This is a genomic window from Afipia sp. MLSD5-FHT05B12 (genome assembly GCF_058793355.1).
The window spans coordinates 179,413-204,986 of the sequence record NZ_JBXAFS010000001.1 but is presented as its reverse complement, the minus strand read 5'-3'; the positions used below and the strand labels follow the sequence as shown (position 1 = coordinate 204,986).

The following is a 25,574-nucleotide window of genomic DNA, read 5'->3' as shown; positions in this document are numbered from 1 at the left end:
GAGCCGGGTGCCTGAGGCAATCCACGGCGCGAAGCGCGGCCTGTAACCGACGTCAACGACCACTCACGATCGCAGTGTTTCAATCAGCCAGTTCGATAAAAATGGGCTGATGATCGGAAGCATCGGTTTTCCCATCGACGTCGACATGCCGAATCCGGTCGGTCAGATCGTCTGTCGCAAATATGAAATCCCTGCAATCAGGGCCATCCTGCCATTGCTCGTGATCATATAGCCCGCAGGTCAGCGCATGAGGCTCGCTGGAACGACAGATCGACCATGCGTCACGGTAGTTCAGCCCGGGGCGTTTCGATTCATGGATCAGCGCATGCTGCGGATCTGATATATCAAAGTTGAAATCGCCGCACAGCAAGCTCGACGCCGCAAGCGTCTGCGCAGCGTAGGGTTCGACCTGAGAGCCACCCGTTCTCGGATTTGTTGATGCTTCCTCTTGCAGATCGAGCAACCGCGTAATCTGCGCTTCACGCTGAGCGGCAGAATGATATTCAAGATGGGTATTCACGATACGTAACAAACCGAACGCGGCCTGAACCGTTACGTCCAGCGCTTGACGCCGCATGCTGCGGACATTGGCTTCTGGCCACGGCAGCAAATGGTTGGCGATCTGCACGATCGGCAGGCGTGACAGCGTCATGTTTCCGAACCGACGCGTCCTTCCGTCGTCGCCTATCGCTTCGATCGCGGGACGAAATACCGGCCGATATCCGGGAAGCAGCGACACCAGCTTCGCGCTTTGATCCGCGCCGCCATCGAGCTTGGTGAAATTGTCGGACACTTCCTGGAAGCAGTAGACATCCGCATCAGCGAACTCTCTTGCAACTGCGACAATGCGCGCAAGGTCGATTACACCATCACAACCCTTGCCGCACTGGATGTTCCATGTCAGCAATCGCATCAGCGAATGCCCACCCGCATGAAGGACTGCACAAACTGCCGCTGAAACAGCAGGAACGCGATCAGAAGCGGTGCCATGGTCATCACCGTCGCAGCCGTGATGATCGACCAATCGACCCCAGTTTCCGGCGCCCCAAATACCGCCAATCCAACGGTGAGCGGCCGGCTCTCGACGGAATTCGTGACGATCAGAGGCCACAGAAAATTATTCCAATGGTAGCTGACTGATACGAGGCCAAATGCGACGTAGGTCGGCCGGGCCAATGGGATATAGACTTTCCAGAGAATCTGGAGCGGCCCAGCCCCTTCAACACGGGCTGCTTCGACCAGCTCCTGCGGAACACTTTTGAATGTCTGCCGTAGCAAGAAGATGCCAAACGCACTGGCGAAATAAGGTAGCGCGATCGCCAGGATGGTATCCAGTAATCCCAGCTTTCCAATCACACGATAGTTTTCAACGATCAGGACATCGGGCATGATCATCAATTGCAGCAGCACCAGCGCAAACGCGATCCCGCTTCCTTTGAACTTGAAGCGCGCGAAAGCGTAGGCCGCCAGAGTCGAAAGTACGAGCTGCCCGATCAGGATGACAACGACCAGCGCAATGGTGTTGATGTAGTAACGCCCGAATGGCGCCTGATTCCACGCACGAACAAAGTTCTCCAGCGTCCATGGCGCGGACAGGCTGAAGGACGTCGCATAGGCCGCCGGATGCAGAGCGCTCCAGAAGGCATAAGCAAGGGGTGCAAGCCAGAGCAGCGCCAGCGCCCAGGCCGCGGTCGCTTCAAGAGGATGAGTGCGACCGTTCATTGGTAATGAATCCTGCGGTCGAGATAGCCGAATTTGAGCAGCGCAAGCGTACTCAGGAGAGCCAGAAGCACCACCGTCAAGGTCGCCGCATACGCCGAATCCTGGAACGTGAAGGCAACTTCATAGATGTAGTAGAGGAGCAGCGTGCTGGCGTTGTTGGGTCCGCCCTTGGTCATGATGACCAGATGATCGACCAGCTTGAATGAATTGATGACCGCGTTGATCGCCACGAACAGCGTGGTCGGCATCAGAAGCGGAAATGTAATCCGCCGGAAAATGTACCAGCGGCTCGCGCCTTCGACTGCCGCCGCCTCCTCCAGATCCGGTGACAACTGCTGAAGCGCGGCCAGATAGAAGATCATGAAGAAGCCAGCTTCCTTCCAGATCACCATAACGATCAGGCACGTCATCACGGTGCTGGGATCGCCGAGCCAATTCCAGCCCGCGAACCCGAAGACCCCGCGCAACTGGTCGAGCAGCCCATAGTCGGGGGTGTAAAAGAACAGCCAGATGTTCGCCACGGCGATCATCGGCAGCACAGTGGGAGTGAAGAAAGCGAGACGCAGGAAGCCGCGCCCGCGAATGTTGCGATTAACCCAGATCGCCATCAACAGCGCCAGTGCGATCGATGTCGGAATGGTGCCAAGCGCAAACCAGAAATTGTTGATCAGCGCCTTCCAGAAAATGGGATCAGCGTACATCGACCGATAGCTTTCGGAGCCGACGAAAACCTCCGTGCCGTTTCGGCGGATCAAGAAGAATGAATGCCGGATTGTCGCAAGAATCGGATAGTGAGTGAATGCAGCCAGCAGCAACGCGGCAGGCAACAGCAGCAGCCACGCGTTCACAGCGTTCCACCATGCATGCGACTTCGGCTTGCGTGTGGCGACTGACATAGTGGCTGCTTGTCCCGTCATCGGACAGTTGACCGGATGGCGGCGAACCGCCACCCGGCTTTCTCCTTACTTGTACGCGCGCAGCACGCGGTCAGCCTGCTGCTGGGCAGCGGCAAGCGCCTCTGACGGCTTTTGTGTGCCCGTCACCGCCGCCTGAATGGCGTCATTCACGAACTTGTAGATGCGGCCATTCTCGTGAACGGAGAGTTCCGGCACCGCATGTTCGAGTTGATCACGGGCAACAAGAGCCGCGGGAAAACCCTTCGCATAGGCTTCCATTGTCGGGGTCTTGTAAGCAGCAGGCGAGACGGCGGCATAACCGGTCTTGATGCTCCACTCAGCAGCGCGCTCGGGTGCGGTCATCCACTGGACGAACTTCACCGCTGCCTTCTGCTGCTCGGGTGACGCTCCCTTGAAGATGTAGAAGCTGCCGCCGCCGGTCGGCGAACCGCGACGCTCCTTCGCGGGCAGCATTGCGACACCGAAATTGAACTTCGCGCCATCCTTCACTGCGGTCAGATTGCCCGTGGTGTGCCACATCATCGCAGTCTTGCCCTCGAGGAAGTCGGTACGCAGCGTCGCCCAGTCGATGCTACCCGGAGGCATCACGGCGTGCTTGCGCGACAGGTCGACCCAATAGTCCAGGGCGCCGACGGTCTTCGGAGCCGTGAGATAGACCTCATTGCCCGGCTCGTTCATCAATTTCTGGCCATTCTCGATTGCGAGCGCCTGAAGCATCCAGTAGCCGTAGCCGGTGGTCGGAATTTCGACACCCCAGCGTATGGTGTTGCCGGATGCATCCTTTTTGACGAGCTTCTTGCTCATCTCGGTCATTTCGTCCCAGCTCGCAGGCGCCTTTTCCGGATCGAGGCCGGCTTCCTTGAATGCATCCTTGTTCCAGTACAATACGATGGTCGAGCGCTGGAATGGAATGCTCCACGTCTTGCCGCCGATCTGTCCGTTCGCCATGAACGCCGGATAGAATTCCTTGAACCACGTCTTGTCGCCGACGAGACCATCCATGGGCACGATGGCATTCTCGTCCATTAGCGTGAAGACGTCGGTAGACAGCAAGACCGACAGTTGCGGCGGCTGGCCGCCCTTCATCGCCGTCATCGCCTTGGTCATCGTATCGGTGTAGTTGCCGGCATAGACTGCAGTCACCTTGATGCCTGCGTTCTCCTTCTCGAAACGCGCCACCATGTCGTCGATGATCTTGGTTACCGGCCCACCGACCGCGACCGGATAGTACATCGTAAGATCCACCGCCGCCGCAGGGCGCGGGCTTAACGACAATACTGCAAGCGCAGCCACTGCCATCATCATTCGTCCAAAGAATCTCATACTGTCCTCCCTACTATGATTTGTCGCGCGCCGATCCGCCGTCGTGGCCTTACCCAGATGCAACAAGTCTCATCTCTCCGGAAGCGGACACCATCCGCCGGCCCGAGTTTTTGTCGAACTGATGTTCGAAGCTGGCATCCCAGGCGAGCTGAATACTCTCGCCCGGCGAAGACTTGTTGAAGCCATTCTGCCGAACGGAAATCTGCTGGCCGTCAATTTCGCAAAGAACGATGCTGTCGGCGCCAAGATGTTCGACAGCTTTTACGCAAGCCATATGACCGTCTTGCGACACGATACGGATATGCTCCGGACGAATGCCAATCAGCCGATCGCCCAGCGTCATGATGTTCATTGGCGGCGTGCCGATAAAACGTGCGGCGAACGCCGTTGCCGGACGATTGTAAAGCTCCTCCGGAGTACCGCTCTGTTCAATACGGCCATTGTGCATCAGCACAACGCGATCAGCCATCGTCATTGCCTCGGTCTGATCGTGGGTCACGTAAACCATCGTCATTCCGAGACGCTGTTGCAGGGAGCGAATTTCGGTACGCATCTCGTGACGCAGCTTGGCGTCCAGGTTGGAGAGCGGTTCGTCCATGAGACAAACCTTCGCCTCCGCGATGATTGCGCGTCCGAGTGCCACCCGCTGGCGCTGACCGCCGGAGAGCTGAGAAGGCTTACGTTCGAGCAGTTGTCCGAGGCCGACGATATCCGCAACGCGCTTGAGCCGCGCGTCGCGCTCGGCGCGGGACACGCCACGCACGCGCAGACCGAAGACAATATTTTCAGCCACACTCAGATGCGGAAACAATGCATATGACTGGAACACCATGGAGATCTTGCGTTGGGCCGGCGTGAGATGGGTGACGTCGTTGCCACCGATGTTGATCGTGCCGCCGTCGAGCTGTTCGAGGCCCGCGATCAACCGTAGTGTTGTTGACTTGCCGCATCCCGATGGGCCGAGCAGGACAAGCAACGATCCTTCATCCGCCGTGAGACTCACGTCATCGACGGCGCGCATGGGGCCCCAATTCTTTGAGACATGATCGAGCGTGATCGCCGACATGATTTACCCGGTTCGTTGTGACGTGCCGAAAGGGCACGCGTCGTCGTGCAGGATCATCCTAGTCCGTTGCTTCATTCTCGCGCGACGTTATGTGCGTCCGGCCAGTAACCGCGAGGCGATCCTTTGTGATGCAGGACCTTTGCTGGCGGTATGGACGTCGATGCCTGCGCTACTACCGGCTTTTGTTTTTGTCCGGACAGCAACGACACTAACTTCCTCCCATGTTCATATGAACATATTCTATGACCGTATGAAATAGAAATTGCAGGTTTAACGTTCGAATGATAAGGAAATATGACACGCAGGGTGCCATGCTAAAGATCGTCAGCAAACGACAGGCCCGTATTCTGGAGATCGTGCGCGAAGAAGGCTTCGCCTCGATCGAGCATCTCGCCGCGCATTTCGACGTCACCCAGCAGACAGTTCGCCGGGTTGTGAACCAACTATGCGATCAAGGTTTGTTGCGGCGCATCCACGGTGGCGTCAGTCTTCCGGTGCAAAATCAAAATCTTGCCTATGGAAGCCGGCAGGGCCTGAACCCCGACGCCAAGCGGCGCATTGCACAGGCGGTCTACGAATTCATTCCTGACGGCGCTTCCCTCATGATCGGACTCGGCACGACACCCGAGTATATCGCGCAGGCGCTGTCCTATCGCAAAAATATGCGCATCATTACCAACAACCTTAACGTTGCGGCAGCATGCGCCCGCAATCCCGAGGTGGAAATTACAATTGCGGGCGGCACGCTGCGCCCCTTCGATCGTGACATCATTGGCGACACCGCAGTGCGTTTCTTTTCCGATTTCAAGGCTGATATCGGAATCTTCGGTGTCGGCGGCATTGATGAGGATGGCACGCTGCTCGATTTTTACGTGGGCGAAGTCCAGGCGCGTCAGGCCATCGTCGCGAACTGCCGAACAGCCCTGCTCGTCGCCGATGCCAGCAAGTTTGGCCGAAACGCCACAGTGCGCGGCGGACATCTCAACGATTGCCATCATTTTTTCACGGACAAGCCCGTGCCGGCTGGTTTTGAGCCGATCGCCGAACAATACGCCGGCAGTATCCACATCCCGCGCGATAGCCGCGTGCAGGCGGCTTAGGCAAGGCTATTTGCACCACCGCGTGCGGTCGGAACATCTGAGAGGGATTCGATCATGCCCCTGTTTTTCTCCTTGATCGAATTGGCCGGTGCGATCGCCTTGCTGCTCTGGGGCACGCATATGGTGCAAACAGGCATCCAGCGTGCATTTGGATCGAAGCTGCGCTCGATCCTCGGCAGCGCTTTGCGTAATCGCTTTCGCGCCTTTCTGGCGGGCGTCGGCGTAACCGCCGTGCTCCAGAGCAGCACCGCGACCGGGCTCATGACCGCTGGCTTTGCAGCAGGAGGCTTCGTTAGCCTTGTTCCAGCGCTCGCGGTTATGCTGGGCGCCAATCTGGGAACAACGCTCATCGTTCAGGTCCTGTCGTTCGATGTTGTGCTGATTTCGCCGGCGCTGATCCTGATCGGCATGCTGATGTTTCGCAGGGATACACGCACACAGTCTCACGATCTCGGTCGTGTCTTCATCGGTCTTGGCCTGATGCTGCTTGCGTTGCGCCAGCTTCTCGATCTGATGACAGGTTATGAGAATTCCCCGATCCTGAGCATGATGTTGAACGCCGTGTCAGCGTCATGGTTTTCGGACGTCTGCCTCGCGGCAGCGCTGACCTGGGCCGCCCACTCGAGTGTCGCCATTGTTTTGCTCATCATGTCGCTGGCGACCAAGGGCATCGTGCCCGCCGACACTGCGTTTGCCCTGGTACTTGGCGCGAATCTTGGTACGGCCATCAATCCTCTCATCGAGGGCCCCGGCGGTGACGATCCGGCGGCGAAACGACTGCCGTTCGGGAATCTTCTCGGGCGCGTTCTGGGCGTCGTTGCAACAATAGGTTTTCTGGAGCCGATCAGTCACTTTCTGATGTTGATAGAGCTAAACAGCGCGCGCGCTGTCGCCGATTTCCATACTCTTTTCAATGTGTCTGTCGCGGCAATCTCGTTGCCGTTGCTAACGCCCTATGCGGCACTGTTGCGCCGATGGTTTCCGGAACGCATTGATCCGGCAGACCCGGCGCGCCCGCTCTACCTCGATCCCGCAGCGAAGGGGACACCCATCGTCGCGCTCGGCGCGGCGTCGCGCGAGGCATTGCGTCTCGCAGACGTTCTTGAAGAAATGCTGCAAGGGATGAGCGCCGGACTAGCGAAAGGAGATCGCAGAATACTCGTCGAAACCAGGCGACGCGAAGACGTGCTGGACAAATTGAATATTGCCATCAAGGCATATCTGACGTCGCTTGATCTGGAAGAATTGAGCCCGATTGACCACCGCCGCCTGAACGAAATTCTGACATTCACAATGAACATTGAGCAAGCCGGCGACGTGGTGGACCGTAATTTTTTACCGCATGCGTCCAAGAGACTGAAGCGCGGGTTGATATTCTCCGACGAAGAGCAAACGGATCTGTCCACGATGATCGGGCGTCTTTCCGCCAACCTCAAAACCGCGGCATCTCTGTTCGTCACAGAGGATCCGAGAACCGCTCGTTTGCTGGCCGACGAAAAAGCTGCATTCCGGGACGCGGAGTCGAAAGCCACCGCCTCGCATTTCCATAGACTTCGGAATAGCAATCTTCAGTCCGCTCAGGCCAGTTCGATCCATCTCGACCTGCTGCGCGATATCAAGCAGATCAATTCATACATCATCGCCGCCGCCGCATATCCGGTTCTCGAGCGCACCGGAGCACTTCTGCCAAGCCGCGTGACATAGCCTGCTTGCAGCGGACACATGATCCGCCTCCATTCTAACGACCGCGAATGTCTTCGCCGGAGCATCGTGGCGGCTCTGCCCGAATAATAACGTCCGCTCAGACAAGAGGCTCGCAATAGCCGGTCAAAACGGACAACAACCCAACATTCCTTAATAGCGCATAATGCCATCGAACTGTGACTTGGTTCACATACGTCGATACCGATCCAAGCTACAGAAATCGCCACCCTTCAAAGGAGGCATTTCATGCAAAGCCCCATAGGAGAATTTACCCAATACGGCGTGGGCAGCCGGCGAAACTGGACGATATGCTGGAGATGGTCGGTTTCGGTCCTGGCTGTCGAATTTGCTCTCGTGATGGCCTTGATCGGATTCGCCGTAAACTCCCGATCAACCTCGCCCATAAAGACATCCGCGCAGATTGAGCAGACGCAGAAAAACCCAGCCGACAACCGCAGGGCGTGCCCGTTGGCTAGTCTCCAAAAGACACAAAGCCTCTAATGGCCAATCGGTGATTGTCCGGTTGAGGCCGCTTTGCCTGTGTTCCAGTACAATCAATCCTGCGAGCGCTCCGCCATACCCTTCAACGAATCAACATCGATAACGGTGATCGATCCACGCTGAAGACGGACCAGATTGCGGTCGGCCCATTCGTGTAGTTGCTTGTTAACGCTCTCTCTCGACGTGCCAAGCATCTCGCCAATTTCCTGCTGTGTGATTGTGATTTTCTTATCCGGTGCAGCGCCCGGCCTGTCGATCAGACGGATGAGTGCCTTGGCCAGCTTGCCTGATAGGTCAGGAAATATGACCTGCTCCACATGATCGCTGATCCAGCGTAACCGCACGCAAAGCAGCTCTATCATCTTTGTTGCCAGCGTCGGTTGATTGGCCAACAAGGCCATAAAGTCGCGTCGATCGATGACAAACAACTCGCAATCCGAATTCGCGATGGCATCCGCAGTCCTGGCAAGGCCATCGAGAACGGCTATCTCACCGAACATTTCTCCCGCGTCGACCATATTGAAAATGGCGCCTCGGCCGTCGGCGGATGAGACGCCGATTTTCACCGTACCGCTGATAATGAAGAAGAGGCTCTGGCCCGGGTCACCCTTGGCGAAAATTGTCGCGCCTCGTTTGAGGGTTCTCTTTTTGGCGTAATGGCACAGTTGATCCAGCGCATCAGTGCCAAGGTCGCGAAATAGAAGATGGTTGCGCAAGACACGCGTCTTGTCGCCAGCGGATCGGGCTACTGTCGGCTTGTCGTTTTGAAGCATCGGCGTTTGGCCCGGTTGCGAAATAACTAAACTTGTTCCTATTCGGCGATCCTCGCGACACGCCGGGAACAAAACAATACAAACTTCTTGAGATTTCAATCAAATGCAGGTCCGGCGCGGCGAAGCCCATAATACATTCGCGGTACCCCCTTGGCTTGCAGCTATTTTTTGCGTCCAACCTCGATCCCTGAGGCCAATCCGTCTTGCTATTGTCAAAGGAACCCTTAAACCTAACTTAGACTAGAAAACTGCGGGGCTGCCATAAGCATAGGGTAGCGTGGCTTGGTCAGCAGCATAGATCATCGCTGTAGCTACTGCGGTTTCCTTTTTGAACCGACAGCCAGATTTTGCGGTGGCTGCGGACGCCCGAGGGCCCGCTCCAACGAGACAGCGTCGCACGCACTTTCCTTTCTGCAATCGAACATCCCCGCCGACCTTGCCGATCGCATCCGGCGTTCCGGCGGAGCGATGCTCGGTGAACGCAAACACGTCACGGTCGTTTTTGCGGATGTCCGCGATTCCACCGCGCTGATCGACCGGCTCGATCCGGAGGAAGCGCTTCAGGTTCTTGGTCCTGTCCTCAAAAGCCTGATGGATGCAGTCCATCATCACGATGGCTTTGTAAACCAGACACTCGGCGACGGGATTATGGCGCTGTTCGGAGCCCCTATCGCCAGGGAGGATCATGCGGTTCAAGCGTGCAGCGCGGCACTTGCGATGCGAACCGCTGTCGACGAACTCAATCAAAAGACCGGAAGGGATATCGCCATCCGCATCGGCATGAATTCCGGTGAGGTCGTCATCCATTCGATCGGCAACAATCTGGCGATGAACTATGACGCCGTCGGGAAGAGCGTCCATCTGGCCGCGCGAATGGAAGAAGCAGCCGCGCCAGGAAAGATACTTCTGACCGCAGCAACGCATGATCTTGCGAAAGGTTTTGTTACGGTCAAGCCGCGAGGGTTCCTGGAGGTAAAGGGCGTCTCGGAAGCGGTCGAAGTTTTCGAACTCACGGCAATACGGATGAGAACGCGGTGGCAGGTCCGATCCGCGCGAGGCCTCAGCGTCCTCGTTGGCCGGCAAAACGAACTGCGCAGCCTGAGAAGCGCGCTCGAGAGTGCCGCAGCGGGAGATGGACAGTCGCTGAGCATTGTCGGCGCAGCGGGGCTGGGAAAATCCCGGCTGATACACGACTTCATCCGCAACCTCTCCGACGAATGGACCGTACTTGAAACCGCCTGCCCCTCGCAGCGCACGAGCTCGAGCTACTACCCCATCGGCATACTGATCAGAGCCATGTTCGGGATTGGCATTGATGACAATCCAGAAACGGTCGTTGGCCGCGTCAAGGGTGGGATCGACCGTCTGGATAGCAATCTGTCGGCTTTCTTGCCGCCAATTCTCTCGCTGTTGGACGTCAACGCCGACGATCAGGAGTGGAAAAAGCTGGAGCCATCGGAGCGCCGGCTCAAAACCATGGAAGCCGTCAGGTCGTTGGTGGTCCATTACACGCGATTGAATCCCTCTGTCATTCTGGTCGAAGATCTTCACTGGGCCGACGCCGAAACGAAGCTCATTCTGCAAAATCTGGCTGGCGCGCTGGAAGGGACGCGGGCCGTCCTTATCAGAACGCAGCGTCCCGAGGGCGGTCCGCTGGATCGCGGCACAATTGGTATCGACTTGTCACCACTTGACGATGTGACATCTCATCAGTTGATGGACTGGCTGATGGGGGACGACAGCAGCCTTACCCCTTTAAAGCGGAAAATATTGGCGCAGTCCCAAGGTAATCCCTTGTTCATGGAAGAACTGGTCCAGACGCTCAAGGAAACAGGGTTTCTCGAAGGACCGCCAGGCAGCTACCGGGCCGTTAAACGGACCGGAAGGGTTGAAATTCCGCAGACCATTCATTCGGTACTCGCGGCTCGCATCGATCTCCTGGACGGATTTCCAAAGTCCCTGCTTCAGACATCGGCCGTCATCGGCATGGAGATATCCGTAACCCTGCTCTCGGAAATGCTGGGCGTGACGCCTGCGGAAATCTCCAGTGAGCTTCGAACCCTGGAGGCTGCCGACTTTCTTCGGAAAATCAGAAGCACCACATCGGCCGACTATTCCTTCAAGCATGAGCTCACGCGTGAAGTTGTCTACGGCACGATGCTGCTGGGCCTTCGGCGCTCCCTTCATGCTAAAGCCGTCGACATTATCGAGTCGCGCTTTCTCGATCGCCTTGACGAGTACATTGACCAACTCGCCGACCACGCGTTTAAGGCCGAGCTATGGGAAAAGGCCGTCCCCTACCAGTTACGCAGTTGCCGGCGAGCCGTAAAGCGCGGCGCCAATCAAGACGCCATCAGCATCTTCGAGCGCGGCCTGGAAACCCTGTCACATCTGCCAGCCTCTCCCGCAAGGATCAAAACCGAGATTGATTTCCACCTGACACTGGTGATCGCGCTCGAACCGCTCGGCAAACATCGCCGGATTGCGGAGGTTTTGCGCGAAGCGAGCCGTCTGGCCGATACCTCCGGAGATTCCCTGCGCACAGCCGCGGTCAATTGTCAGCTTGCTGTAGCGTTATGGCGGCTCGGAGAGCACGCCCCTGCGATGGCCGCGGCTGAAACCGCAAGCAACATCGCGGATAAAATCGGAAATCCATCACTGCAGTTCGCCGCGCTTCTCATCGTGGGCATTATCCATCATGAGCTCGGCAATTTCGTGACATCGATCGAGATGCACGAGAAATGTATTGCGATTGAAACACCGGAGCTTGACCAGAAGCGGGCTGGCTGGGCCGCCTATCCAAGCGTTCTTTTGCGAACCTTCATGGCGGACTCACTGATTGAACTCGGCGACCTCGACCGAGCGGAAACCGTGGCCGAGGACGCCAGCAGGCGCGCTGAGATCCTGGATCACGCCTACTCGCGTGCAAATATCAATCATGTGCTCGGTCGCCTGAGGACGTTCCAGGGACGACATGTCGAGGCGCTTCTCCTGTTGCGCGAAAGTTGGCAGACCTGTCTGGATCTCGAAATGGTCCAGATGTATCCCGTCTTCGCAGCCCGTATGGGTGAGGCTCATCTCGCGGCTGGCGATGTCGAAACTGCCCTCGATATTCTGTCGGTGCCCGAGCGGCTCGACGTGCCGCTGGCGGAGCATTCGTTCGGCTGGCGCTATCTTTTCGTTGCACAAGGTCGGGCCCTGCTCGCCGCCGGCCGCCTTGCCGAGGCGCAGGCTGCCGGTGAGCGCGCTCTGGCGCTCGCCGAACAGCGCGGAGAGCTGCCGCAGCAGGCCTACGCGGCATACTTGCTCGGTGAAATCGCACGGGCAGGCAATCCGCAGGACCGCGTCGCGGCAGAAGCCTGTTTCAAGCGCGCGCTCGGGCTTGCAGAAAAATGCGGCATGCTAACTCTGATGGCGACTTGTCGCCGCGCAATGGATAACGCAGAAAATCGAAACAAAGAGCCCAGCATCGCGGGCAGATAACCCGCTCTCCGCGCCTGCAATTATCCAGCCAACGAGCGAATTGCTTCTATACCGGGCAGAAAGAAGTAGGCACCGCCGCGGACCCGAACAAACGGGCGCGGCCGCTCGATATGATGGTTCGTTGGCCTGTCCTGAATGGTGACTACATCTCCAGTGCAACTGAAATGTCCAAGCGGGTCCGTACCGGCGTAGAGACCACCGAAGTGAGTGTTGTTCAGCCAAGAATGCTGGATCATTTCGAATTGCCCGGCGATATCCGCATTGAGAGCGATGAACGAAATTCCACGAACCGCTTGCCTGCCGGTCGCATTTTCCTTCGCGGCGTCGAATCTTTCTCCATACGGCCTCCCACGCCGGATGATGCGGTGCATTTTTGAAAGACGCAAAGCTGTATCGGCGTCCGGCCCGATGGTATCTCGCGGATTCGCGCGGCGGATGTGAGCACCGATCGGGCAAGCCATACCGAAACGATCCTCAAAGTGGTAGAGAAAATCGTTGCGTGGAGTCCCCCCAGGGGGCTGATCGATCGGAACCAGAGGATGACCTCCGTGTGTTCGCCCAATGAGCTGCGACGCAATCTTTTCCCGCGCGGGCTCATCGGCTCGGCCATAGATACGTTCAGCCGTCGTCGCAACAAATTCATGGAAGGCCGGCACATCCTGTTCCAATTGCCGGAAAACAAGATATGTCCCATTGCGCCGGATATCGCGTGGCACAGTGTTCCCGCCAGTCTTCGCACCAGAGACATCCGCAATGCTGGTGCGGCGCTCGTTCTGGTAGCCGAGTACGAACTCACCGGGCTTAACGAGAAGAATCCTCCTTTCCTCCGGTGTAAGCTTTTTGTTGTGATCGGCGTCGCTGCTGCGTTTCCTGCCATTTCCCTCCGCCTTGGGCGAGCCCTCAATCAAAGGCTGGGAAATGCCGTCTGTAAATCCAAAATGCTCCTTCCGATCGTCATAGATCCGACCGTCGATAATCAGCGGCTCTCCATTCTGTCGCGGTGCCGGCGCCGCAACCCCGGCCATTGCCTCGATCTCGGCGTCAATGAATGATCGCAGCTTCGTTTTGTCAGCAGCGTAGAGCAACAGCATTCCATCGATGCTTTGATTCCCTTTCCAGCCACCCCACTCCCAGTGCTCGGGCGAGCTGTCACCTGTATCTCCTAGAACGTTCGACCGGCGCGGAAACTTCGTTTCCGCTGTCGGCTTCGGGGCCATGCCTTCGAGAAACTCGAGAGAGAAGCTGTTAAGCGCGTCGTCACTGATGTGGAGATGCTCAAGACCATGCACCGTAAGCGCCAGATTGATCGCTTGTTTATCGCCGCGGGCCGTCGCGCGCGTCAGACGATCGGACAACAACCTCAGCCATTTCTTTGCAGCATCGACCTCGCCGGGCACAAAGTGCCAGAAGACATAGGCGGAAAACGGCAATTTCGGATACCCGCTCAGCACCAGCCTCTGAACGTCATCCCATTCAATCTTCTCCATGGCAGCTACCCATAATCAAAGGCTTCGAAATATCGTGTCGATCTCGCCATAGTTCAGCGGTTTGAACAGCGACTGTCTCAGATCGGTACTGGCGTTGATATTGATGACACTGAGCGTGGGATAGGCGCTGTACCAGACGATCGTTTCGACCTGACTTTGGCGGACATAGGCCTTGAATGGTTGTTCCGCCTGAGCGCCTTTCCAGAAGAGGAATTTCGATGCAGGAAAGGTGTAAGATTTTCCCCCAGCGGCGACGAAGGTATTCGACCAGATGGCATTCAGGCCCTTCACTGCCGCGAGATCAATGAACTCATTCAGATAGCTTTCCCAGGCGCCGCCATAGTTATCCAGAAACAGCAATCTCTTCCCGCCGTCGATCATCACCCACCGCGCCGACAGGATCGTCGGTATGCCACCAAGTTCCCCGCGGTTAAACCAGAATCGGGATAGCAGGTTGATGGCAAAGAGCGCGAGGCGCAGCAGCCAGCAACGAATGAAGCCCGGCTTCACAGACGTGATGCTCGCCAGATGGTTTTGATACTTGTTGATGCCGCCTTCCTCTCGATCGTACTTCCTGGCATTATCCCTGGCTCGCGCGATGAGTTCAGCGGGCTCCAAAAATCTGCGTTTGTCGCTGATTTCGAGAATTCGTATCAACCCAAAGATGAAAAGCCCGATGGCATAAAAGGCCAGGATGCCGATGAGTCCGTAAGCCACAGTGACAAGAATGGCGAAGACGAACGAGCGCGCGCCCCCCGCGATCTGCTCACTGACGGAGAACGGCAGGAGACGGGCGACGAGCAGAACGCCGATGGCCGTAACGATAACCATCGCAAACCTGTCAATATCCAGCAGCAGCCGCCGGACGTTCTCGCGAACAGCGCTATAAGGCCGAAGCTGCACAGCAAGCTTCAGGGATGTTGCCCAATAGTTTAGAACAGCCAAGATCAAGCCGGCAACGATCAGACGCCCGATGACTGATACCGCCGTTACGACCGACGGCCAAAAGCCGGATTGAGTTACGTCAACACCCGCTGATCGGGTCGCAATCATTCCTGAAATGATGGCCAGCACGACCGAGCCGACAAGAAACACGATCAGTGCGTATCTGACGATAACCGCGATCTGGAGCGGAAAACGATTGATGAAAAGCTGATCGTGAGGATTCTTCGTCCAGCCGGTCAGGACGAGTTCAAAGATGCGAACGATCAGCCACACGCCAGTCAATGCAATCAGGATATGGAGGATCGCAGGTTCGATCGTGATATGGCTGGCAATCCAGGGAAACCAGGAGACCACAAAGTTGCCGATCCTGGCCCCGATGTGACTCACCTGCTCGAAGGACCGGACGATATGCCCGTGCAGCACAAACGGTCCCCACCCGAACAGCGCGCCTACGGCAATGCCTGTCGCGCAGACCACGATGAACGCCGTGATAACAGCGGCAGCCACAATCCCCGAACGCCGTCGTATTTCCCAGGGTACCGGCGCAACTTGCTCGGCCCAACGATTATCGTCTTGGCTGCGGATCACATGCCGCCGCACCTCGTCCAGAAATCCGGCCGATCGCGCTGGAATAGCATCGCCCGGCTGGCACCGCTTCGAAAGAAACGTGAGAATGCCGTGGCGGAGAAGGTTTTCACCTTTAACTTGCGCAACGGATCGCCCCGGACTGCCGCTGAAAAAGGTGTTCGCGCCGACATCATGATTCGCAAGGTACTCCTCGATCAATTGAGGCGCGGCGCGACTGGAAAACGGATAATCCGCACAATTCCGATAGACCTCATGCATGCCCTCTGACGCAATTTCCAATAACTCATCCAGAAAATCTTCTCTCGATCCGTCGAAGGTCGCCTCGAACACGAGGCTTGGAGCAAATTCACCGTCTGCATCGAGAATGACAAAGCTGCAAAAATGCAGGCTTGCGATCTTGTCGAACCGGAACAGTGGCTGACATTCAATGAGATCGTCGACGAGACGCGGCTCGGCCTTGTTGCGCAGATACTTCCGGCATGCATCCACACGGCCGGGCTCGAGCGGCGTAATGATGGTCGTGTAGTTCGGGTTCACCGCTCCTGAGCCCCGGTGGTTTGCTTATTGAAGGTAAGTACAAATGAATATGGCGCCGGCCCCTCATAGCGGATCCGGCCATCGGCTCCAGGTGCGCGCGCAAGACCGGGAATACGCAGCACCGCCCGTACCATTTCCATAAGCGCGCACTCGGCAACGTACCGCCCGAAGCAGCGACGCTCCCCGTCGCCAAAATGAATGTATTTCTCGAGCGGCCGTTGAGGATCGAAGCGCCACGGCTGTGGAATTGCGTCCGGATCGAACATAGCGGCCAGCGGTGCGGCCAGAACGCGTGCGCCGGCCGGCACGACACGCACGCGCCCTGTTCCATTTGCGATGATTGTTTCGCGCGGACAGTCGCGCACCAATAGGGGGAGCATCGGCCGGAACCGAAGAGCCTCATAGATGTAGTGTCTCAGCGCATCCCGCGATCTTGCCACTCGCTCTGCGACAGAGCGCCGTTCGACTTCCGACGCGCTACTCGTGAGGCGCTGTTCATGCGCTTCCGCGTCATCGAGTGCTGCGGCCAGACGCTGCGCTTCCTGCAAGGCATCCGGATGCGCCACGAGTTGGTCAACCGTCTGCGACGTCCCGCGGACGACCGTCGCCAGGCCGGTCGCAACCAGGCCAGTCAGGTATCGTCGTATCCAGTCTTCATCAAACCACTTTGGTGTGCCTCCGGCGTGTAGCAGCACAGTCAACCGCGTCAGCAAGTTGTCGGGAAGCTCGCTTTGGCGCGATGCGTCGATTGTCGACTTTACAGCTTCAATCTGCTCCAGCAGCTGTTGCGTCAGGGCGACCATATCGTCACGCGAGTCGATCCACGGCTGTGAGCCGACCGGAGGATTGACCATAATGATACCGGCCAGATTACGCGTGGCGCGCGCCATGCGGCGCTTGTCGTTCTTCAACGGAGCGACGCCGAAATAGTCATTGGCGATGCGAATGACGGCGGGCTCCGTGATCTCGGCAACCATGTCGATCCGGCCGTCTTTGGCAGCGACTATCCGCTCGCGGCATTCATCGGCGACAGCTTTCCTGATTGTCTGCGGGTCGATCTCCCGCTTGACCACACTCTGGAGAAGCCCTCGCTCGCGCGCGTGCTGCTCGCGCCAGTCAACCGTCATCAGGAACGGCCCCCACGGCATTCCCGGCTCGATTACCTCGCCGAGCGTGAAGTCATCAAAGCGTCCGAGAACCTCGCGGACATCGCTCATCTTGGTGAGAACGACGAGCTTGCCAAAGATCGAGATGGGACGGACACGGCGCAGCAGCGTGAAGACAAGTTTGAGAAGCCAGAGGTGTGAAAAAATATACGAGCTGAATCGGTAGCTCGCCATCTGCCTGGCTAGCGAAATTCTTTGCAGAAGCCTCGTCAGAGCGCCGCCGTCAGTCGCCCGCCAGTGGCGGCGCGGGGCTGCGGCAGCCGCGGAAGAACCGCGATGTGGACCTTCGATCATTGAATCAGGAACGTTCGTGCTCATGACGACATCCCGCAATTATCGCTGGCAACGCACGCGCTAAAAATCCGGACAGGCAATTAATTGGTATGCGCGGCAGGTCGCAGGATATCATCTCCACAAACGGACGGCCAATACTTAGAGGTTCACGAGCGGTAAGCAGATAGCAGGGTTTTTGGAAGGCAAAGAGATCAACGAACACTCTGCAAATCTTTAATAACACCAACAGTTTGGGTGGCACACACGAGACTCCGCTCCCTGATGCAGCAGGACTCTGGATGGCTCGATCGCCCCCCGCCTTAAAGAAATAGCCGATCGGGACAGCTTACGAATGTGAACTCATTCACATTCCGCGCAATTTCCGCTGCGGTGAGGTTATGGAATCCCGTGATCTGTGGGTCAGGTCACAGACAGATCGCTCCCTTTGCCGAAAAGGTACATAGCAGCCAGACAGGAGGCTCCTATGAAAAACAAGTCCAGCTTCAGCACCCGCCAGATCGTCTACATCGTCGGCGCATTTTGCACCTACGGATTATTGGTCGGCAGCCTGATCGTCCTCAATGCGAGCAACCCGCACGCCAGAGGGGAAGCAACATTCGATACCGCGACCATGGATTTTCCCGCGTCGAACACTGCACCAGCAGCAAAGGTAGCTTCGCCTTCAACCAACGCCGGCTCCTCCAATTCAGGAACTTCACCATAAGGCAAAGAACCTGCCGGTCGGAATTTCTGCCGGCCCGAACTGACGCCACCACGCGCTATCGAGAGCGCCACCCTTCACCACGATCTTTCCAGGTGGTGAAGTCTAGACCGGCTGTCCGCTATCACCTCTATCCACGTAGACTGTGGTCTACGCCCGACTGCTGTCAGCTTCTTTGATAATGAGTTAAATGAGAACACGCTGCCGCGTTGCCTCTAGCAGTCCAGCCATCACATGCATGACAGCTATCGGCGTCAGGTGCAAAGTGCGCGGTAAAAGGCCGTCATCAGCGCATGGCCCAGAACAGGCAGCCTACGCCGAAATTTTTTCCGGCGGCTGGTTCAGGAAAATCTTTGACGTTCGGTCGAGAAAACGTTTCCAATGCTTGAAAGCCCGTTCACTGTCGCGACGAATGAAGTCTGCCTGATGCTTGCCGCATTCTTCGTAAACCTGCTTCATGCCATTTGCTGAATGAGCCTCCGCGATCTTGGACGCGAACTCATTCGCAATTGAGAACTCAGCGCTCGTGCGTTCAAGCGCATCATTGCTTACATCGATCAGTTCCTCAAGAACCGCCTTCTGAACATTGAAAAACAGATCAATCGATCGCTTGTTCATACCGACAAGCTGATTGGCAATGCCATCGACCCCGTTTCCGTTTGCCGATTTTTCGACATTCAGTGCGTCAGACATGGAATATCTCCACTACTATGCCGCTTAATGGTACTTATCTCCGCTGGATCTTCATTGATCCACGTCAAACAGGAGCTAGGGATTTCGATCAACTTAACCTGGCGAATGTGATCCGGAGACAGCGAACACGCGCGGAGCTGGCGAGGCGAATGATTTACGCGTCATAAGGTACCTGATCGCCGGCGCCAGCCGAACACTAACGAGATCCGCCCCACCGAAACCACGGGCGGAAGGGTGATTACGGTATGGATCAGAGCCAAATTCTTAGCCGTCTCACTATCTCGCTAGCCATCGGTCTGCTCGTGGGCCTGGAGCGCGGCTGGCGCACCCGCGATGAGCAAGATCACCAGCGAGCTGCGGGGTTCCGGACATTTGCGCTGTCCGGCCTGCTCGGCGGTGCGACTGGAGTCGTTGCACTTCAAACCAACGGTCTGGTCGTCGGATTTGTCTTTCTTGGGTATGCGGCAATATTCGCTGCGTTCCATTGGCTTGAGGCCCAGGCAGAGCGGAACCTAAGCGTGACATCCGTCGTCGCCGGGATGTTGACATTTCTACTCGGGACGATGTCGATTACAGGAGATCCCCACATCGCGATCGCCTGCGCCGTCGCCATGACCGGTCTTCTTGCCTTGCGCGAATGGATACACAGCGGGATCGCCTCGCTCAAGTGGCAAGAACTCCGTGCAATCCTCATTCTGCTCGCGATGTCTTTCCTGCTGCTGCCGATTCTACCAAACCGGACAATTGATCCGTGGAATTCGGTCAACCCCTATGAGATCTGGCTTCTTGCCATTCTGACAGCTGCGATTTCCTTTGTGGGATACATCGCGGTTCGGATCCTGGGAGATCGTCTCGGCATTGTCATGACTGCGATCGCAGGCGGTCTGGCATCATCGACCGTAACGACCGTGACCTTCGCAGCGCTTGGCCGAGCGCATCCTGGCTCTTCCAAACTTCTGAGCGCCGGTATTGTGATCTCCGGTACTGTCATGATGGTCCGCGTCGCTGTGGTGGCAGTCGCTCTAAATCGAGCGTTGCTCGGTCCGCTGTTGCTGCCGCTTGCGAGCGCGGCCGCGATCCTTCTGGCCGGAGCTGTAATCCTGTTGCTAAGCAACACCGAACGACAAACGCCCAAACTCCAGATAGACAATCCGCTTGCGTTCGGAACGGCTCTCAAATCGGCGGCCTTTATCGGCGCCGTGATCCTCGCCGCCGAAATCATCCGTCAGACATTTGGAAGCACGGGCGTTCTAATGGTCGCAGCTCTCTCCGGTGTGGCTGACGTCGACGCCGTAACCATCTCGATGGCTCGACTAGGCGGGGGATATCTCGACCTCAATATCGCTGCTCAGGCGATCATGATCGCGGTCGGCGTTAACACCGCCTCAAAAGCCGTGATTGCTGGGTGGGCTGGAGGGCGAGACATTGGGATGCTGGTTGGCGGGATCAGCGGCGCCGCCATTGCTGCTGGGCTCGCTGCGATAACATGGCAAATTCAGGGATAGTCCCGGAACATCGACAGATGCTCGCAGCGCCGCTGACAGCCCGTGGAACGCACGAACGACTTGACGCAGGTCAATCGGTAATCCTCGCACCAACGTAGAGTTGCTACAGTCTTGCAAAAGGAACGTCGATCGTGGCTTGGATCGTGCGCATACTGCTCTACATCGCTGCTCCGATTACCGCGTTGTTCGTCGCACGCGATGCTCTCAATTTCGGTGTTTTCCAGATGATGATTACGACTGTGCTGATCGCAGCGCTGGTCGCTGCTGCCGCCTTCTGGCCTCGCCGGTGGAAGTCCTAGGAGTGCTCAAGATGGCCCGTCGGAAGTCCTCGTATTGGCTGAACGACGGCTAAAGCACAAACCGGCAGATGCAAACCGTATCAAAGCGATGCAAGCACCGCCGTCCGCACTGAATCCGTGATGCGCGGTAACGGCGGCTTCGCTGGACGATCAATGCGACATAAAGACGGGGACCGTCATCGTCGAGAGTATTCCGCGCGTCGTACCGCCAAGCACGAATTCGCGAAGCCGGGAGTGCCCGTAACCACCCATCACGATCATGCTCGCCGAACAATCCGATATATGTGACAGAATAGCATCGGCCACATCAATATCGGCTGCGGGCACCGCTTCGACTTCTACGTTGATACCGTGCCGTGCAAGATGGTTACCGATCTCCGCGCCGCGAATTTCACGCTCACCTGCGGTTTTTTGATTGGTGACGATAAACAATTCCACGGTCTGAGACTTCTTCAGCAGCGGCAGCGCATCGTTGATGGCACGCGTTGCGGCGCGGCTGCCATCCCAACAGCACACAATGCGGTCGAACTTCAATCCATCCTTCTGTATATAGGGCACGACGATCAACGGTCGCCCCGAATCGAATAACGTCGCCTCGATCAGGATATCGTTGTTCGCGCCGTGATCGTCATCAGACTGCATTACAACGCTCAAATCGAACCGCCGAGCCATCGCTGAAAACGCACTGGGCGGCCCAAATTCGCTCTGAGTAATCAGCCGGGGCTCTACCGAGAGCAGACTCCGTTTGGCGCCCTCCTCGAAACGGGCGACCGCCTCGCGCGCTGCTCTTTCCTGTTCGGCGACGAGCCCTGCAAGAACATGGGATGGAAAATCCGGCATGAGGAAGCTTGGAATACTGCTGCCATCGGCGAAAGCCACTCCTGCGATGTGCGAGTCGAATGCCTCGGCAATCGAGATCGCATATTCACGAACGCTATCGCGCGACTTATCAAGCTCCAGATTGAGGATAATGTCCTTGATCATGATTTTCTCCAAAATACGATGCCGACCTTGGAAAGTATGTCGCATGCCGATTGCACATGATTGACTCATATCAACTTGGAAAGCAGTTCAAATAGGTATCATAATGAAATTAGCCCCTCCTATCCGTATAATGTGGGAATTGGCCGGCAAGAGATTTCGATGCTTTACGCTTTGATGTCCGACATTCATGGCAATCGGGAAGCATTTGAGGCGTGTCTTCAGCATGCGGAGACGCACAACACGGGCCGCTATGTTTTTCTGGGCGACTACGTCGGTTATGGAGCGGACCCCGAATGGGTCGTGAATAAGGTCATGTCTTTCGTCGATGGCGGCGCGATCGCCGTCGTTGGCAACCACGACCGAGCGATTTCGGATCATTCGATTTCCATGAACAGGAACGCGGAACTGGCCATCGAATGGACCCGTACTCAACTCAGCAATCGATCGACTAAATTTCTTGATCTCCTGCCTATGACGATAGAGGAATCGGCGTATCTGTATGTGCATGGCGATGCGTCGGCTCCCGCGCGTTTTAACTACGTAACGGACTCAGACACCGCCCGCCGCAGCCTTCACGCTAATCATGCCCACGTGACCTTCTGTGGTCACGTTCATATACCAGCCATTTACGCGTTATCTTCCCTGGAGAAGCTGATTTCATTTCAGCCCATACCAAATATAGCTATTCCGATTCTGAAGCAGCGCAGATGGCTGGCGGTTGTCGGATCTGTTGGACAGCCGCGCGACGGTCACACGGCAGCAAGTTACTCCACATTCGACGACCAGACGTCGGAGATCACGTATCACCGCGTTCCATATGATATCGAAACGGCGGCATCAAAAATTCGCGCCGCCGGGCTCCCGCACAATCTTGCCGACCGATTGTTCCGAGGGCGATGAAATGGCAAGGCCGCGACTGACGTCTGGATCAACAATAGACGGATTTATCATCGGACAACCCATTCACACCGGCGGCATGGCGATGCTGTGGAGCGTGACCCATCCCGATATCGACGTTCCTCTGGTTATGAAGGTGCCACTGCTGTTCGAAGGCGAGGATCCGAGCGCGATTGTTGGGTTCGAAATGGAACAGATGATCCTTCCGCGCCTGTCGGGACCGCATGTGCCGAGATTCTTTGCCTCCGGCGATTTCAGCGTTCAGCCTTACATTGTCATGGAGTATATCGCCGGGAGCAGCCTGATGCCGCTCCTCGATCAGTTGCCGCGAAACTACGATGAAACGATCAGTATAGCCTCCCGCGTTGCGACGGCGATAGACGACATTCACCGGCAGCATGTCATCCACCTCGATATCAAGCCTTCGAACATTTTGATCCGGCCAAACGGCGATGTTGTCCTGATTGACTTTGGCCTTGCCCACCACAGCCAGTTACCGGATCTTATGGACGAAGAATTTCGTGTTCCCTATGGGACTGCACCATACATGGCTCCGGAGCAAATTCTTGGCATCCGGCGCGATCCACGCAGCGACATCTTTGCGCTGGGCGTTTTGATTTACTTTCTTTCGACGGGCAAGCGCCCTTTTGGGGAGTCTCAATCACTCAAGGGTCTCAAGCAGCGGCTCTGGAAAGAACCCATTCCGCCCCGAGCCATACGACATGACTATCCGCCCGAGCTTCAGGAAATCGTTCTGCACTGTCTCGAGGTGAATCCCTCTGAACGCTATCCAACAGCGGCCCAAGTCGGGTTTGAATTGGGCAATCCAACACAAGTGAGGCTGACAGCACGCGCCAACAAGACCGAACCTGGCTCTTTCTGGAGTTCGCTCAAGCGGAAATTCGATCAAAACAATATTGAGTTGCTGCGCCGGAATTCCATGACAACGCAAATTGCAGCTGCTCCGATCGTTATGCTCGCGATTGATTTAAGCGAAGAATCCGGCAATCTTTCCGACGCGCTGCAAAGACAGACGCTTCAGACCCTGGGGACTATTCCGGGTGCAAGAATTGCATGTGTCAATGTCCTCAAACTCAATCGCGTCGCTATCGATCGCACGCTGGACGAGAGCGGCAACAACAAGCACGTCGACCGGCTGGCGCGTCTTAAAAACTGGGCCCATCCGCTTCAGCTCGCCGACAGCAAAATCACATATCACGTACTGGAGGCGATGGATCCTGCGCAATCCATTCTGGAGTTTGCGAACGCCAATCACGCCGATCACATCATCATGGGCGCACGAGCCAATTCCACTTCCCGTAAATTCCTGGGCAGTGTCTCAGCTGTTGTCGCGTCACGCGCGCCCTGCACAGTGACCGTTGTGCGCAACCGCGATTCGGTTTCTTCTCGTAACAGACTTATCGGCTGACGAAAATGCACATGCGCTCAGATCTCAACATTCGTTATGGCGAGGAGCGCCTGCCGCGCTACACAAGCTATCCGACAGCGCCGCATTTTTCGGCTGCAATCTCGCAAAAAACCTATCGCCAGTGGCTCGCCTCTATTCCTCAAGAGCGAACGGTTTCGCTCTATCTGCACATACCCTTCTGCCGATCCATGTGCTGGTATTGTGGCTGCAATACAAAGATTACCCGGCGCGATGAACCCATCGCCGACTATCTCGCGGCGTTGCGGCAAGAGATCAGCATCGTGGCAGATCATATCGGGCGCCCGCTCAAAGTCCATCAGATTCACTTCGGCGGCGGAACGCCGACCATCGTAACGCCCGTTCAGTTTGCTGAACTGATGAACATTCTGAGGCAAAAATTCTCTTTTCTTTCCGACACTGAGGTCGCCGTCGAGATCGATCCACGCACGCTCACTGATGAGATGATGCTTGAACTTGGTGCGAGCGGAGTCACACGGGCCAGTCTCGGCGTACAGAGCTTCGACCCTGTGGTGCAGCAGGCCATCAACCGTGTGCAAAGTTTTGAAGCCACTGCCGCCGCGACCGAAGGACTGCGGGCGGCAGGCGTGCGCGGTATCAACTTCGATCTGATTTATGGCTTGCCGCATCAGACGGTTGCGTCGTGCTTCGATACGGTCCGGCAATGTCTTCAACTCCGTCCCGACCGTCTTTCAGTTTTCGGCTATGCTCACGTTCCGACGTTCAAGAAGCATCAGCGCAAGATTGACGAAGCTGCGCTTCCTGATGGAGCCAACCGCCATCTCCAGGCGAACATGATCGCCTGTTCCCTGACCTCCGCAGGTTATCGGCAGATCGGCCTCGATCATTTCTCCCTTCCTGGAGACAGCCTGACGACGGCGCACGCAGCAGGAAGCCTTCACCGGAACTTTCAGGGCTATACCAACGACGCCAGCGATATTTTGATTGGCTTTGGCGCAAGCGCCATCGGACGGCTTGACCAGGGTTACGTCCAGAATGACACCGCACCGCGATCCTATTGCGAACTGGTCAACGGTGGAGATCTCGCGACTCGAAAAGGCTATGCGTTGACGGCCGACGACCGTCTGCGCGCCGACATTATCGAGCGGATCATGTGCGATTTCCGCGTTGACCTGCGGCAGGTTTGCTCAAGGCACGGAACAACACCGGACGCCGTACTTCAGTCGGCCAGTCGCTTGCACGCGCTGACTGCCGATGGCGTGGTCCACCTCCAAGGGTCTGTACTTTCAGTCGCGGATGACGCGCGCCACCTGGTACGGAGCGTCGCCTCAGCATTCGACGCCTATATCGGAACGTCAGGTCCGGTCTACAGCCGCGCGGTGTGAACCGGAAGCGCTAAGTACCCGGGAAAACGGCATCTGGAATGACACAACCTGTCAACCGTCTCCGGTGAGACACCCAATCCACCAGTCGAGACACGCG

At 56.8% G+C, this 25,574-nt stretch carries 20 protein-coding genes; 9 read left to right on the top strand and 11 right to left on the bottom strand.

Annotation, left to right across the window (positions count from 1 at the left end):
• Positions 1-79: 79 nt before the first annotated feature.
• From AC1Q6J_RS00830 to AC1Q6J_RS00810, 5 genes are all read right to left on the bottom strand, one after another.
• The gene (locus AC1Q6J_RS00830; RefSeq protein ID WP_492277422.1) at positions 80-1,024 is read right to left on the bottom strand and encodes an endonuclease/exonuclease/phosphatase family protein; all 945 of its coding nucleotides are present in this window, start codon (positions 1,022-1,024) and stop codon (positions 80-82) included.
• Entirely contained in the window at positions 913-1,722 is an 810-nt protein-coding gene (locus AC1Q6J_RS00825; protein ID WP_492277421.1) for a carbohydrate ABC transporter permease, read from the bottom strand. Before AC1Q6J_RS00825 ends, AC1Q6J_RS00830 begins: the two co-directional genes overlap by 112 nt.
• On the bottom strand, positions 1,719-2,618 hold the full coding sequence (locus tag AC1Q6J_RS00820) for a carbohydrate ABC transporter permease (RefSeq protein WP_492277420.1): 900 nt from the start codon (positions 2,616-2,618) through the stop codon (positions 1,719-1,721). Before AC1Q6J_RS00820 ends, AC1Q6J_RS00825 begins: the two co-directional genes overlap by 4 nt.
• Positions 2,619-2,684: 66 nt before the next feature.
• Complete coding sequence (locus AC1Q6J_RS00815; RefSeq protein ID WP_492277419.1) at positions 2,685-3,962, bottom strand: ABC transporter substrate-binding protein; 1,278 nt, start codon at positions 3,960-3,962, stop codon at positions 2,685-2,687.
• Positions 3,963-4,011: 49 nt separating this feature from the next.
• On the bottom strand, positions 4,012-5,028 hold the full coding sequence (locus tag AC1Q6J_RS00810) for an ABC transporter ATP-binding protein (protein WP_492277418.1): 1,017 nt from the start codon (positions 5,026-5,028) through the stop codon (positions 4,012-4,014).
• A 311-nt stretch (positions 5,029-5,339) separates the two neighbouring features.
• Between AC1Q6J_RS00810 and AC1Q6J_RS00805 the strand changes: the two genes are divergently transcribed.
• Entirely contained in the window at positions 5,340-6,128 is a 789-nt protein-coding gene (locus AC1Q6J_RS00805; protein WP_492277417.1) for a DeoR/GlpR family DNA-binding transcription regulator, read from the top strand.
• A gap of 54 nt (positions 6,129-6,182) precedes the next feature.
• Positions 6,183-7,832 carry a Na/Pi cotransporter family protein gene (locus AC1Q6J_RS00800; protein ID WP_492277416.1) on the top strand — a complete coding sequence of 550 codons (1,650 nt, stop codon included), beginning with the start codon at positions 6,183-6,185 and terminating at the stop codon, positions 7,830-7,832.
• Positions 7,833-8,386: 554 nt separating this feature from the next.
• Here AC1Q6J_RS00800 and AC1Q6J_RS00795 read toward each other — a convergent pair.
• Positions 8,387-9,106 carry a Crp/Fnr family transcriptional regulator gene (locus AC1Q6J_RS00795; protein WP_492277415.1) on the bottom strand — a complete coding sequence of 240 codons (720 nt, stop codon included), beginning with the start codon at positions 9,104-9,106 and terminating at the stop codon, positions 8,387-8,389.
• 282 nt (positions 9,107-9,388) lie between these two features.
• On the opposite strand from AC1Q6J_RS00795, the gene AC1Q6J_RS00790 reads away from it, so the two are divergent.
• Positions 9,389-12,589, top strand: coding sequence for an ATP-binding protein (locus AC1Q6J_RS00790; RefSeq protein WP_492277414.1), 3,201 nt, complete (start codon positions 9,389-9,391; stop codon positions 12,587-12,589).
• Positions 12,590-12,609: 20 nt separating this feature from the next.
• Here AC1Q6J_RS00790 and AC1Q6J_RS00785 read toward each other — a convergent pair whose 3' ends face one another.
• From AC1Q6J_RS00785 to AC1Q6J_RS00775, 3 genes are read right to left on the bottom strand one after another with little or no spacing between them, the layout of a single operon-like run.
• A complete protein-coding gene (locus tag AC1Q6J_RS00785; protein WP_492277413.1) occupies positions 12,610-14,076 on the bottom strand; it encodes a Dyp-type peroxidase in 1,467 nt (488 codons plus the stop codon).
• A gap of 15 nt (positions 14,077-14,091) precedes the next feature.
• Positions 14,092-16,146, bottom strand: coding sequence for a hypothetical protein (locus tag AC1Q6J_RS00780; protein WP_492277412.1), 2,055 nt, complete (start codon positions 16,144-16,146; stop codon positions 14,092-14,094).
• Positions 16,143-17,630: a cytochrome P450 gene (locus tag AC1Q6J_RS00775; protein WP_492277411.1), complete on the bottom strand. Its 1,488-nt coding sequence runs from the start codon at positions 17,628-17,630 to the stop codon at positions 16,143-16,145. Before AC1Q6J_RS00775 ends, AC1Q6J_RS00780 begins: the two co-directional genes overlap by 4 nt.
• Positions 17,631-18,069: 439 nt before the next feature.
• On the opposite strand from AC1Q6J_RS00775, the gene AC1Q6J_RS00770 reads away from it, so the two are divergent.
• The gene (locus AC1Q6J_RS00770; protein WP_492277410.1) at positions 18,070-18,309 is read left to right on the top strand and encodes a hypothetical protein; all 240 of its coding nucleotides are present in this window, start codon (positions 18,070-18,072) and stop codon (positions 18,307-18,309) included.
• A 309-nt stretch (positions 18,310-18,618) separates the two neighbouring features.
• Here AC1Q6J_RS00770 and AC1Q6J_RS00765 read toward each other — a convergent pair whose 3' ends face one another.
• Positions 18,619-18,999, bottom strand: a complete 381-nt coding sequence (locus tag AC1Q6J_RS00765) for a hypothetical protein (RefSeq protein WP_492277409.1) — start codon at positions 18,997-18,999, stop codon at positions 18,619-18,621.
• Between the two features lie 245 nt (positions 19,000-19,244).
• Here AC1Q6J_RS00765 and AC1Q6J_RS00760 point away from each other — a divergent pair, with 245 nt between their 5' ends.
• Positions 19,245-20,504, top strand: a complete 1,260-nt coding sequence (locus AC1Q6J_RS00760) for an MgtC/SapB family protein (RefSeq protein WP_492277408.1) — start codon at positions 19,245-19,247, stop codon at positions 20,502-20,504.
• Between the two features lie 131 nt (positions 20,505-20,635).
• The gene (locus tag AC1Q6J_RS00755) at positions 20,636-20,803 is read left to right on the top strand and encodes a hypothetical protein (protein ID WP_492277407.1); all 168 of its coding nucleotides are present in this window, start codon (positions 20,636-20,638) and stop codon (positions 20,801-20,803) included.
• 150 nt (positions 20,804-20,953) lie between these two features.
• Here the strand turns inward: AC1Q6J_RS00755 and AC1Q6J_RS00750 are convergent, their stop codons facing one another.
• On the bottom strand, positions 20,954-21,787 hold the full coding sequence (locus tag AC1Q6J_RS00750; protein WP_492277406.1) for a universal stress protein: 834 nt from the start codon (positions 21,785-21,787) through the stop codon (positions 20,954-20,956).
• A gap of 159 nt (positions 21,788-21,946) precedes the next feature.
• On the opposite strand from AC1Q6J_RS00750, the gene AC1Q6J_RS00745 reads away from it, so the two are divergent.
• Genes AC1Q6J_RS00745 through hemN form a run of 3 tightly spaced genes read left to right on the top strand, consistent with a single transcriptional unit; the run spans position 21,947 to position 25,477 of the window.
• On the top strand, positions 21,947-22,687 hold the full coding sequence (locus tag AC1Q6J_RS00745) for a metallophosphoesterase family protein (RefSeq protein WP_492277405.1): 741 nt from the start codon (positions 21,947-21,949) through the stop codon (positions 22,685-22,687).
• A gap of 1 nt (position 22,688) precedes the next feature.
• Entirely contained in the window at positions 22,689-24,113 is a 1,425-nt protein-coding gene (locus tag AC1Q6J_RS00740; protein ID WP_492277404.1) for a protein kinase domain-containing protein, read from the top strand.
• 11 nt (positions 24,114-24,124) lie between these two features.
• Entirely contained in the window at positions 24,125-25,477 is a 1,353-nt protein-coding gene (gene hemN, locus AC1Q6J_RS00735; RefSeq protein WP_492277403.1) for an oxygen-independent coproporphyrinogen III oxidase, read from the top strand.
• Positions 25,478-25,574 lie beyond the last annotated feature (97 nt).

Excerpts from the sequence above, each read along its gene's own strand:
- AC1Q6J_RS00825 (WP_492277421.1), bottom strand. The coding sequence starts at position 1,722 with ATGAACGGTCGCACTCATCCTCTTGAAGCGACCGCGGCCTGGGCGCTG.
- AC1Q6J_RS00820 (WP_492277420.1), bottom strand. The coding sequence starts at position 2,618 with ATGTCAGTCGCCACACGCAAGCCGAAGTCGCATGCATGGTGGAACGCT.
- AC1Q6J_RS00815 (WP_492277419.1), bottom strand. The coding sequence starts at position 3,962 with ATGAGATTCTTTGGACGAATGATGATGGCAGTGGCTGCGCTTGCAGTA.
- AC1Q6J_RS00810 (WP_492277418.1), bottom strand. The coding sequence starts at position 5,028 with ATGTCGGCGATCACGCTCGATCATGTCTCAAAGAATTGGGGCCCCATG.
- AC1Q6J_RS00805 (WP_492277417.1), top strand. The coding sequence starts at position 5,340 with ATGCTAAAGATCGTCAGCAAACGACAGGCCCGTATTCTGGAGATCGTG.
- AC1Q6J_RS00800 (WP_492277416.1), top strand. The coding sequence starts at position 6,183 with ATGCCCCTGTTTTTCTCCTTGATCGAATTGGCCGGTGCGATCGCCTTG.
- AC1Q6J_RS00795 (WP_492277415.1), bottom strand. The coding sequence starts at position 9,106 with ATGCTTCAAAACGACAAGCCGACAGTAGCCCGATCCGCTGGCGACAAG.
- AC1Q6J_RS00785 (WP_492277413.1), bottom strand. The coding sequence starts at position 14,076 with ATGGAGAAGATTGAATGGGATGACGTTCAGAGGCTGGTGCTGAGCGGG.
- AC1Q6J_RS00775 (WP_492277411.1), bottom strand. The coding sequence starts at position 17,630 with ATGAGCACGAACGTTCCTGATTCAATGATCGAAGGTCCACATCGCGGT.
- AC1Q6J_RS00770 (WP_492277410.1), top strand. The coding sequence starts at position 18,070 with ATGAAAAACAAGTCCAGCTTCAGCACCCGCCAGATCGTCTACATCGTC.
- AC1Q6J_RS00765 (WP_492277409.1), bottom strand. The coding sequence starts at position 18,999 with ATGTCTGACGCACTGAATGTCGAAAAATCGGCAAACGGAAACGGGGTC.
- AC1Q6J_RS00760 (WP_492277408.1), top strand. The coding sequence starts at position 19,245 with ATGGATCAGAGCCAAATTCTTAGCCGTCTCACTATCTCGCTAGCCATC.
- AC1Q6J_RS00750 (WP_492277406.1), bottom strand. The coding sequence starts at position 21,787 with ATGATCAAGGACATTATCCTCAATCTGGAGCTTGATAAGTCGCGCGAT.
- AC1Q6J_RS00745 (WP_492277405.1), top strand. The coding sequence starts at position 21,947 with ATGCTTTACGCTTTGATGTCCGACATTCATGGCAATCGGGAAGCATTT.
- AC1Q6J_RS00740 (WP_492277404.1), top strand. The coding sequence starts at position 22,689 with ATGGCAAGGCCGCGACTGACGTCTGGATCAACAATAGACGGATTTATC.
- hemN (WP_492277403.1), top strand. The coding sequence starts at position 24,125 with ATGCGCTCAGATCTCAACATTCGTTATGGCGAGGAGCGCCTGCCGCGC.